Source organism: Chitinophaga niabensis (assembly GCF_039545795.1).
GTDB lineage: Bacteria > Bacteroidota > Bacteroidia > Chitinophagales > Chitinophagaceae > Chitinophaga > Chitinophaga niabensis_B.
In genome coordinates this window covers 4,816,670-4,827,272 of the sequence record NZ_CP154260.1, presented here as the reverse complement: position 1 = coordinate 4,827,272, position 10,603 = coordinate 4,816,670, and the positions used below count along the sequence as shown (strand labels likewise).

Sequence of the window (10,603 nt, the reverse complement as noted above, 5' to 3'; positions counted from 1 at the left end):
ATTTACTTAATAAAAAGCAGGATATCACAATTACCGGGCCGTAGTGGAGGGTAATTTTGGTGAAAACAACATTTTTATGGTTTATTACATGATTAGTTATGACATCGACAATTGGGAAGGGTTTTCTCAATATGGGCCTGCGCTGATTCCTTTATTTAAGAAGTATGGGGCTGAAGTGCTGGCTTCGGATACTTCGGGGATAGTGATTGAAGGGGAGGGAAGGATGATGAACGCGATTGTGCAGTTTCCCTCGGAGGAAGCGGCCCTGGGAATGTATTATGATCCGGAATATATGTCCATTAAGAAACTGCGTACGGATAATACTAGCCGGTGTACGATGGTTTTGGTGAAAAGGCTGCAACAGGCTTAGATTTGGGCGTGTTGTAAAAAATATTTGCAGGTATGATTTATTTGTGCTTATCTTTGCAATCCCAAAACAGAAGAGCTGTAAGGTTCTGATTGTTAAAGGGTAAGTTGGATCGGTAGTTCAGTTGGTTAGAATGCCGCCCTGTCACGGCGGAGGTCGCGGGTTCGAGTCCCGTCCGGTCCGCAGAAAATGTTTAAAAGCCACGCAGCAATGCGTGGCTTTTCTGTTTACTTGATCTTTCCAAGCGCCTGTGCTATTAAGGAAATGTGCTCTTTTATTTTCACTTTCTGAAGTTTCTCTGCTTTTTCAGCGCCTCCTAAACCTAACAATGGAACATAGCCATAACACTCATCGTATTCCGGCTCACCCAATCGCCCTTTAGCAGCAAGGTATTGCGCATCATCCAGGTTGTCTTTCAAAAAGCCACTGTCAGACAGATCCATATCAAAAAACCATCCCATATCATCACCACTCTCAATAATTGAATCGTAACCGTTCTTAAAATAGATGGCCCGTATGGCATCTCCCGTCCATGTTAGAAAATCTCCCAAGGCAGTCACGCCAAATACGATTTCGTTTCCACTATTGTCGTAGGCCTCATCAAAATACGGTTGAAAATCCCTGGGATTAACAATCTTCAAATAGCCATTCATAAATACTCCGAATCCATAAGTACGCCAGAATTCAATAAGTTGTGCAGGTAGTTTATTATTAAAACTGTTCTGCAGACTTTCGTCAGGTTTTTGTGCCGTAGTAAATTCCGGATATTTATCGAAAAATTTATCAAACATATTGTAGTAAGTTAAAGGTGAAGTATCTAAATTTAAGGGAAGAAGTGAATATCTAAAAGCCAAAATCTAATGGAGCAAAAAAATCTAACAGAATTAACAGACCAGGAATTGTTGCAGGAAGCAAAGAAAAGGAAATCAGCCGCCATCGCCAATGCTGTATTAATTGGATTCCTGGCAGGAATTGTATTTTACAGCGTTATAAAAAACAGTTGGGGATTTTTCACATTGATACCTTTATTTCTTGCATATAAATTGATCAATAATTCCAAATATGATAATAAGGAAATAGAGGCGCTTCTAAAAGAGAGAAATCTGAAATGAATTTTTATCTTTTATAAGTTTTACGATAAGCAGATGGAGATGTTCCAATAAGCTTCGTAAACAATCGCGAAAAATAATACTGATCATCAATACCCAGTAAAGTGCAGATCTCCTTGATGTTTTTATCCGTAAAGTAAAGGTATTGGCAGGACTGCTGCACTTTAAGCTGGTTGAAATACGTGGTAGGCGGTTGCCCGGTCTTTGCTTTGAAGCTGCGTAGATAATGAGAAACAGATAGGTTTTGTTGATCCGCAAGATCTTTTACACTCTTTTTTTTATCAAGGTTCATTTTCATATAGGCAATGGAATTGCTGACCATATCCACACTATACACCATAGGATTGATCTCCTTATAATAGATGAACGAGGTTAGAAAATGAAGGACCCGGAAATTCATAATTTCCATATCCCTGGAGCTAAAACTCCGGTCCAGGGTAGTAAATATCTGGTCGAATGATTTAGTTCTGTATCCCTCAAATGGAATAGCCTGAACCTGATGCTCGCCTTCTATTAAAGAGCGTTCGTAGATCATCCTGGAGTTTGTTCCACTAAAATGCAGCCAGTAAATACTCCAGGGCGCCTTTTCTGAACTATAATAACGGTGAGCCGTGTTTTTGGGGATGATGAAAAAATTATTAGCCCTTAGCACATACTCTTCTCCATTCATTTCTATTCTGCCCTCTCCATCGGTACAGTACAGGAAAATGAACTCGCCGGCACCCCGTGGCCGTTCGCATTCATGGCCCACAGCATGTGGATAATGTCCAATGGCAGTGAGGTAAAGGGTATTTATTAAGGGATTTGATTTGATTTCCTTTCTGATATTGGGTGTTAAAACAATCATCCTTTGCCCAAGAAACCCTTCTTCCATCAGTTTTTTCTGTTCTTCCATACGTGTTATTTAAAAGATGCGGCTGCGCAGCTATCGGCCTGCTTCTGTTTGGGTTGATCATGCCGTTGGCCAGTAGCGAAAATTAATCATTTTTTAGCGATTGGAAAATAGCAGTTGGGATTTCCCAATAATACTATAGTCCATCATTATGATCATTTTATGCATGCCTAAAGGCTTAAATCTGAAAATCCGACCTTGTTTTGAAGATAATGAATGATGTTATTGTCCATCATTATGATTAGTTTATACATTTCCTGAGAGCTGGTTTAGAGTAGTTTTACTTGACCAATTATCTACCAATTATCAACCGACCCAAGCGTTATGAATCTAACTTTTACCCAGCGTATAAAGCTGTTTTATCATTTTTTTCTGTGGAACAGAGGGTGTTTTTATTCCCCTTACCTGCACAAATTCCCCGCTAATCTGTTCACAAACTCAATTCCACTTTTATGAGATACATTTTTAATTTTAGTAAAGGCCACTGGGCTTCAGCATTGCTGCTGATATGCTTTTTTTCAATTGCCGGAAACAAGGCCTACGCACAAGGAACTGCTAAGATCACTGTATCCGGTACAGTATCAGACACACTAAGCAGAAGCATCCCTGGTGCGACAGTAATGGTTGTGGGAACTAAGATCGGGACCCAAACCGATGGAAATGGCAAATTTGTAATCGAGGCGAACGAGGGAGCGGTGCTCAGGATCACTTACATCGGATTTAAAGAGCAGCGCATCACTGTAACGACCACTACCAAAACCCTCAACATCCGCCTGGTAGAAAACAGCATGCAGGCCAACGAGGTAGTGATCACGGCGATGGGGCAAAAACAACGGAGAGAAGCTGTAGTAGGTTCGGTAACCACCATTAAACCTGGTGATCTGAAGATCCCCGCCAGCAACCTGACTGCTGCACTTGCCGGACAGGCAGCGGGAATCATCTCTTATCAGCGTAGCGGACAGCCGGGGCAGGACAACGCCTCTTTCTTTATCAGGGGAGTAACCACTTTTGGTTATAAACAGGACCCGCTTATCCTGATTGACAATGTGGAGTTGACGCCCAATGATCTGGCCCGCTTACAACCTGATGATATCGCCAGTTTTACCATCCTGAAAGATGCCAGTGCAACAGCACTTTATGGTGCCCGTGGTGCCAATGGTGTAATACTGGTAAGTACCAAAGAAGGTAAAGAAGGAAAGGCTAATGTAAATTTCCGATCGGAATACTCCCAGTCGCAATCTACCCAAACACTTAAGCTGGTAGATCCTATTCAGTATATGGAACTGTTTAATGAAGCTTCATTAACACGTGACCCGGCTTTACCCTTGCCTTTTCCAGCGGTTAAAATACAAAATACAAAAGCCACCATTGCCGGCACATCAGGCAATAACCCTTATGTATACCCGGCGGTTGATTGGATCGATATGCTGTTTAAAGATAAGGCCAGTACACAGCGTAACAATTTAAGTATTAGCGGTGGCGGCGGCGTAGCTAAGTATTATATCTCCGGTTCCTATAATGTGGACAATGGAATATTGAAAACGGACATACGCAATAACAATGAGAACAACGTTAATTTTAAGAACTACCAGTTACGTTCAAACGTCAATATTAGTCTTACTAAATCTACGGAGGCGATTGTAAGGCTTTCAGGTACATTTAGTGATTATAACGGGCCCATCACCTTAGATGGATCTTTTGCTTCAGATCTGTATGCCATTGCTTCTCATGCCAGCCCGGTTTTATTTCCGGCATATTATCCTGCCGATGAAGCCAATATGGGAGCCAACCACATCCTGTTTGGAAACATAGGCGGACCCAATGGAACAAGAAGTAACAGTATCCTTTATCCGAACGGAAATCCTTATGCACAACTTTTAAAAGGACATAAGAACTCCTCAGAGTCGCGCATGTCCGCACAACTGGAGATCAATCAGAACTTTGATTTTATCACTAAGGGCCTTAAATTAAGAGGAATATTTAATACCAACAGGTACTCTTATTTTGATTCTCAACTTGCTTACTCCCCTTATTTTTACAGCGCTGATAGCTATAATAAAGAAGACAATACCTATACACTGACCTGGCTTAATCCCATGAAGGGTCCATCATTCAGCAATGTGCCTACAGAATACCTGGAATATTCCAAGAGTGAACCTAATGCTAATTCATTCTACTACATTCAGGCTGCTTTAGACTATAACAGGAAATTTGGTAACCATACCCTCAGTTCTACACTGATCGGTACTTCACAACAAACCTTGTATTCAAGTGCTAAAGATCCCAGAACAAACACAACTACGCTGCCTTATTCTTTGCCTTTCAGAAATCTTGGTTTGGCAGGCAGGGCTACCTATTCATTTAATGACAGGTATTTTGTAGAGTTTAATTTTGGATATAATGGCTCTGAACGTTTTTCATCCAATAACCGCTATGGTTTTTTCCCGACCATCGGAGCAGCTTGGGTACCTTCTAACGAAGCCTTTTGGAAACAGAACGATATCGTGAACCGTTTAAAGTTCCGTTTCAGCCATGGTTTGGTGGGTAATGATGCGATCGGTTCCCAACGTTTCTTTTACCTTTCTGATGTGAATCTGAATGGAGGCAACTTTGCCCAGTTTGGTATCAATAACCAAAACCAGTTGAACGGTGTGACCATTAGAAGTTATGCCAATTCTAATATTACCTGGGAAACTTCAAAACAAACCAATCTGGCAGCGGAGATCACCTTGTTGAAAAACTTCAATATCATAGCGGAAATTTATAAGAATCACCGTTTCGATATCTTACGCAAGCGGAACATACCAGCAACGGAAGGTTTCGAGGCTGATGTTTTAACCAATCTGGGGGAAGTTGATTCAAAAGGTATAGACCTGTCATTGGATTACAAACAGAATTTCAACAATGGTCTTTGGGCTTCAGTCAGGGGTAACTTTACCTATTCAACCAACAAATACACTTATATAGAAGAACCTAATTATCCTGAAACCTGGAGACATTTTATGGGCCAGCCGATCAGCCGTGGCTATGGCTTTATAGCCGAACGCCTGTTTGTAGATGATGCTGAAGTGGCCAACTCGCCAAAACAATTGTTCACCACACAGGATGCTTACGATAATAAAATTACAGGAGTGATACCCAGAGGCGGTGATATTAAATATCGCGACCTGAACGGAGATGGTAAGATTGATGATCTGGATATGGTATTTATGGGCTATCCGAGTACGCCGGAAATTGTATATGGCTTTGGTCTTTCCTCAGGATTTAAGGGATTTGATCTCTCCGCGTTTTTTCAGGGTCAGGCAAGAGTTTCCTTCTTTATTGATCCGAGAAAGGTAAGTCCGTTTTTGGAACGTAATGTAAGATATGTAGAAGGGAGAGCGCAGGTATTGAAAGCTTTTGCAGACAGTCACTGGTCTGAGGAAAACCAGGATGTGTACGCCACTTATCCTCGCCTGGGCACCAGCAATGAATTGATCGCTAATAATTTGCAGCCCAGTTCCTGGTGGCTTCGGGATGGAAGTTTCATCCGGTTAAAATCACTTGAAATTGGTTATACCCTGCCCAAAAACGTCCTGAGGTCTTTAAAGATCTCAAACTGCCGCTTTTACTTCAACGGATTGAATCTGATCACCTGGAGTCCCTTCAAAATGTGGGATCCGGAATTGGGAGGTAATGGATTTGCTTATCCCATACAAAAGGTATTCAATTTGGGTATAAACCTGAATTTGTAATTGTTCATCATAGCAGAAAAAACTAGAGATATGAAATTCTATAATAAACTGGCCAGCGTTGTTGTACTGTGTATCATGGGGGCCTCCTGCCAAAAATACCTGGATGTTGTTCCCAATAATGTGGGCACGCTCGACTACGCTTTTTCGAACAGGAATGAGGCAGAGAATTACCTCTATGGATGTTTTAATGCATATCAGAGTATCAATCGTGATGTGGAGAATAATGTGGGTTTTGTGACCTCATCAGAAGTGGTCTATCCTCTTGGCCTGGATGATAATCCCTTTAACCAGATTAAATCTCCGGGCTTTAAACTTATAAGAGGCGGCGTACAAAATACATCGGATCCGGTGATCAATTACTGGAACGGCTCCAATGGAGGTCAGCCCCTGTATATTGCGCTGAGAAGGTGTAACATCATGCTGGAGAACATTAATAAGCCTTATGATCTGAAAGAGCCTGAGAAGAAAAGATGGATCGCCGAGACTAAGTTTTTAAAAGCATTTTATCATTACTATCTTATTAAGTTATATGGCCCGATTACGCTGGCTAAGGAAAACCGGGCAATTGATGGCCCTATAGAGGCAACAAAAGTTAAAAGAGCAACTGTTGATGAATCCTTTGCCTATGTAACCCAGCTTTTAGAGGAAGCTATACCGGACCTGCCTGTCATTATCGGTAACCGTCTTTTAGAGTTGGGCCGGCCAACAAAAGCCATGGGAATGGCTTTAAAGGCAGAAGTATTAACTACAGCCGCAAGCCCCTTATTTAATGGTAATCCTGACTATGTTGATTTTAAAGACAAAGATGGCCGGAGTTTGTTTTCAGCAACTGCTGATCCTCAGAAATGGTCCCTGGCAGCCAAAGCCTGTAAAGAAGCTATCGATGAGTTTCTTGCACAGGGTGGTGACCTATACAACAGGATCCCTATCGATAAGGTATCTAATGTATCTGATGAACTGAAACAGGTATTGAAGTTACAAGCAGTGATCACCGAAAAATGGGACCAAAATCCAGAACTGATCATTTCTTCACAGTATGATTTTCCGTACCAGGGATTCAGCTTTCCCAAACTGAACCAGGAATCGGTTTCTTTGGGTAACGAGCATCCCTCAAACTGGGCAGTGCCACTATCAACTACTGAATTGTTCTATACCAAAAATGGTGTGCCCATCAATGAGGATAAAAGCGGTGTTTTTGATTACTCCGGGAGGAATACCACGCGACCTGGAGATGCGGATAATAAACATTATATCAAAGAAGGCTACGAAACAGCAAAAGCCAATTTTAATCGCGAACCAAGGTTTTACGCTGCGTTGGGATTCGATGGCGGTATCTGGTTTGGTAATGATAAGATCAATGAAAGCGATGCTTACTATGTGCAGGGCAGGGGACGCTTTGCCCTTGCAGGCCCTAAGAGTCAATATGCCACCAATGTAACCGGATACTGGCCTAAGAAACTGGTGCACTATATGTCAATCATGAATCAGAATGCCAGCTTTACCTCCTTCAAATTACCTGTTGCGCGTTTGGCTGGTTTATACTTATTATATGCGGAGGCTTTAAATGAAGAAGGAGCTGCATCTAAAGCAGATATTTTATCCTGGGTAGACAAAGTGCGCACCAGGGCTGGTTTGGTTGGAGTGGCAACGGCATGGCAGCAGTATTCAAATAAACCCGGTAAGCCCGATACCAAAGAAGGCAGAAGAGAGATCATCCACCAGGAACGAAGGATAGAGTTATGTTTTGAAGGTCAGAGTGGCTGGGATCTGCGCCGCTGGAAGGAACTACAAGGTGTGCTCAGCAGACCGCTGCAAGGTTGGAATGTAAATGAGGATGCCCCGGCAAACTATTACAGACCTGTAACTATAGCTGTGCCAACTTTTGGCCTGAAAGATTATTTATGGCCTATAAAAAATGAAGAGGTGGTTAAGAACGAAAACCTGACCCAAACCATATTTTGGTAATTCAAAATCTACGAAGATGAAAAAACTCAATGATATAAAAAGCCTGCTTTTTTTGATGTTTACCATATTGCTGGCCTCGTGTAAAGAGGAGGACCCCAATATTGATATCATATCAAAGGATATGACAAAACCTGGCGTGGTAAGTAATGTAAGTGTAGAGAACCTGGATGGAGCTGCAAGAATTACCTACAGGTTACCCGATTCAAAGAACCTCTTGTATGTTTTGGCCCGCTATTCTATTAATGATAATCGTGTAAGGGAAACTAAGTCCAGTTATTATACGGATACCATTATGGTAGACGGTTTCGCCAGGGAAAAAGAATACGAAGTTTCCTTATATGCTGTGAGCCGGGCAAACGTGATGTCTGATCCGGTTGTTATAAAGGTACATCCCAAAACGCCCAATTATATTCTGATTAATTCCGGTCTTGCAATTACACCAGATTTTGGAGGAGCTAATTTCTTTGGGCTAAACAAAAATAAATCGCCGCTTGCGCTGCATTTACTGGTATACAACGAAACCACCAAAAAGTACGAAGAGCAGGACCCCGAATATATTAGTACAGACACGATAGATGTTTCTATCAGGAATTTGCCACCGGTGCCGCAGAAGGTTGGCGTATACACCACAGACAGATTTGGCAATGTTTCAGATACGGTATTTAAAACGATAACGCCATTGTTTGAAACGCTTTTGGATAAAAGTAAATTTTCTGTTTATCACCTGGCCAGCGACGCGCCAACCAATCAGTTTGGCTGGGACTTAAAGTATCTCTTCGATGGTAATTTAGGTGAACCGGGCTGGCATACCAATACCAATGTTCCCAAAAGCATCGGCACATTTGGTATAGGCGTATCGGCCAAGATCAGTCGGTTTGTAATGTGGCAAAGGGGATCAAGTTATTATGAATATCAGAACACACGCAAATTTACGCTATGGGGCTCCAATAAGGATAACCCTGCAGATGTAAACCTGCCAACCGGTTCTGCACTGGGCACTGTGGCGGGGGACTGGGTGAATATGGGCAATTTTGTTTTTCCGAATCCGCCATCAGGTTTGGCGCCAAGCCAGGCAAATGAGGCTGATAAAGCCTTTGTGGCTAAAGGTGTCAATTTCACCATGCCAAGATCAGCCGGGCCTGCGAAATACATCAGGCTTGAAGTTACCCAGACCTGGGGTGGTTTAACTTATGTAAATGCTTTAGAAATAAGCATGTATGGTAATCCACTATAAGTGTTAATATTTAATTTAAAGAAATAGGTTATGAAGATCATAAATAATATTGCCCTCATCTGTTTTATATCCCTGGTATTTTGGGGATGTAAAAAGTATGGTGATGATTATAAAGCTTTCCTGGAAGATAAAGAGATTAAATATTCCGGAAAGATCCAGGCGGCGGGTTATAACACGGGTAACTTACGTGCAGAACTGTTTTGGCATCCGAGCCCCGATCCAAGTATTACCAGGTATGTTATTTCCTGGAACAACGGTGTAAATAAAATGGAGGTAGCTGCAACTACGCATGATCCTAAGGATACCGTAAAGGTGATTGTACCTAACCTGAATGAATATGTCTACGCTTTTGTAGTGGTTTCCTATGATAACGAAGGCAATAAATCCATTGCGACCGAGATAAATAACGTGAGGGTATACGGAACAACTTATATCAGTACATTACTGAACAGAGGGATCAATGCAAGCGAGCCCTATATGTTTTTACCTGATGGGACGCTGCAGCTGAACTTTAACAAGAAAGACACGTTGAATGTAGCTACAACGATCCGTTATACCAACAACACCGGAGCAATAGAGGAAAGGCAATTGCTGGCAGAGAATAATAGCATAGTGATCCCAAATTACAAGCTGGGTACAACTATACAATACCGCTCTTCTTATATTCCGGAGCTCGGATCTATTGACAATTTCAACGTTGTGCAGTTTGCAGATTTCCCAACGATCTTTAAGGTCACACAATTAGACAAATCATTATTCAGAACCTATAAGCTTCCTACAGATATCAATGATGAATATGGATGGAAACTGGAGAATTTATGGGACAATAATGATGGTACGGGCGGAGGAGACCCGGCGGGTTTCCACACCGGCGGATCCGGTTTGCCACAATGGTTTACAATAGACATGGGGCAAACTGCAAAGCTGGACCATTTCAGGCTTTGGCAACGCGATAATGCCTTATACGATGTGGGGAACCTTAAGGTGTTTGAAGTATGGGGCAGCAACAATCCAAATACAAACGGAAGTTTTGATAACAGCTGGACAAAATTAGAAACGTTTACTTCGATGAAACCATCGGGCTTACCTAGGGGGCAGCTGAGTGATGCAGACCGTTCATTTGCAAGAGCTGGTGAAAAGTTTACTTTTCCTGCCGGTACTCCCCAGGTAAAATATCTCCGCTTTAAAGTGCTGGAAACATGGGGAGGAGTTAATTACATCCACCTTTTGGAATTGTCGTTCTTTAAAGTGAATTAAATAGATCTGTTGGTTTCTTTTAGTGACATCACTAAAAAGAAACCA

The 10,603-nt window shown here is 42.0% G+C and carries 8 protein-coding genes and 1 tRNA gene; 7 read left to right on the top strand and 2 right to left on the bottom strand.

Going from position 1 to position 10,603, the window contains the following annotated elements; translation table 11 throughout:
* Positions 1-88 precede the first annotated feature (88 nt).
* Both AAHN97_RS19130 and AAHN97_RS19125 read left to right on the top strand, forming a co-directional pair.
* On the top strand, positions 89-370 hold the full coding sequence (locus tag AAHN97_RS19130) for a DUF1330 domain-containing protein (RefSeq protein WP_343303674.1): 282 nt from the start codon (positions 89-91) through the stop codon (positions 368-370).
* Positions 371-476: 106 nt separating this feature from the next.
* Positions 477-550, top strand: a tRNA-Asp gene (locus AAHN97_RS19125).
* Between the two features lie 44 nt (positions 551-594).
* Here the strand turns inward: AAHN97_RS19125 and AAHN97_RS19120 are convergent.
* The gene (locus AAHN97_RS19120; protein WP_343303673.1) at positions 595-1,158 is read right to left on the bottom strand and encodes a T6SS immunity protein Tdi1 domain-containing protein; all 564 of its coding nucleotides are present in this window, start codon (positions 1,156-1,158) and stop codon (positions 595-597) included.
* 69 nt (positions 1,159-1,227) lie between these two features.
* Here AAHN97_RS19120 and AAHN97_RS19115 point away from each other — a divergent pair, with 69 nt between their 5' ends.
* On the top strand, positions 1,228-1,479 hold the full coding sequence (locus tag AAHN97_RS19115) for a hypothetical protein (protein WP_343303672.1): 252 nt from the start codon (positions 1,228-1,230) through the stop codon (positions 1,477-1,479).
* A 4-nt stretch (positions 1,480-1,483) separates the two neighbouring features.
* Here the strand turns inward: AAHN97_RS19115 and AAHN97_RS19110 are convergent, their stop codons facing one another.
* Positions 1,484-2,371 (bottom strand): AraC family transcriptional regulator, encoded by an 888-nt coding sequence (locus tag AAHN97_RS19110; protein ID WP_343303671.1) that lies wholly within the window; start codon positions 2,369-2,371, stop codon positions 1,484-1,486.
* Positions 2,372-2,820: 449 nt separating this feature from the next.
* Here AAHN97_RS19110 and AAHN97_RS19105 point away from each other — a divergent pair, with 449 nt between their 5' ends.
* From AAHN97_RS19105 to AAHN97_RS19090, 4 genes are read left to right on the top strand one after another with little or no spacing between them, the layout of a single operon-like run.
* Positions 2,821-6,102 carry a SusC/RagA family TonB-linked outer membrane protein gene (locus tag AAHN97_RS19105; protein ID WP_343303670.1) on the top strand — a complete coding sequence of 1,094 codons (3,282 nt, stop codon included), beginning with the start codon at positions 2,821-2,823 and terminating at the stop codon, positions 6,100-6,102.
* Between the two features lie 30 nt (positions 6,103-6,132).
* Positions 6,133-8,067, top strand: coding sequence for a RagB/SusD family nutrient uptake outer membrane protein (locus tag AAHN97_RS19100; RefSeq protein WP_343303669.1), 1,935 nt, complete (start codon positions 6,133-6,135; stop codon positions 8,065-8,067).
* A 16-nt stretch (positions 8,068-8,083) separates the two neighbouring features.
* Complete coding sequence (locus AAHN97_RS19095) at positions 8,084-9,301, top strand: DUF4959 domain-containing protein (protein ID WP_343303668.1); 1,218 nt, start codon at positions 8,084-8,086, stop codon at positions 9,299-9,301.
* Between the two features lie 30 nt (positions 9,302-9,331).
* Positions 9,332-10,558 (top strand): DUF4998 domain-containing protein, encoded by a 1,227-nt coding sequence (locus tag AAHN97_RS19090; protein WP_343303667.1) that lies wholly within the window; start codon positions 9,332-9,334, stop codon positions 10,556-10,558.
* Positions 10,559-10,603 lie beyond the last annotated feature (45 nt).

Excerpts from the sequence above, each read along its gene's own strand:
- AAHN97_RS19130 (WP_343303674.1), top strand. The coding sequence starts at position 89 with ATGATTAGTTATGACATCGACAATTGGGAAGGGTTTTCTCAATATGGG.
- AAHN97_RS19120 (WP_343303673.1), bottom strand. The coding sequence starts at position 1,158 with ATGTTTGATAAATTTTTCGATAAATATCCGGAATTTACTACGGCACAA.
- AAHN97_RS19115 (WP_343303672.1), top strand. The coding sequence starts at position 1,228 with ATGGAGCAAAAAAATCTAACAGAATTAACAGACCAGGAATTGTTGCAG.
- AAHN97_RS19110 (WP_343303671.1), bottom strand. The coding sequence starts at position 2,371 with ATGGAAGAACAGAAAAAACTGATGGAAGAAGGGTTTCTTGGGCAAAGG.
- AAHN97_RS19105 (WP_343303670.1), top strand. The coding sequence starts at position 2,821 with ATGAGATACATTTTTAATTTTAGTAAAGGCCACTGGGCTTCAGCATTG.
- AAHN97_RS19100 (WP_343303669.1), top strand. The coding sequence starts at position 6,133 with ATGAAATTCTATAATAAACTGGCCAGCGTTGTTGTACTGTGTATCATG.
- AAHN97_RS19095 (WP_343303668.1), top strand. The coding sequence starts at position 8,084 with ATGAAAAAACTCAATGATATAAAAAGCCTGCTTTTTTTGATGTTTACC.
- AAHN97_RS19090 (WP_343303667.1), top strand. The coding sequence starts at position 9,332 with ATGAAGATCATAAATAATATTGCCCTCATCTGTTTTATATCCCTGGTA.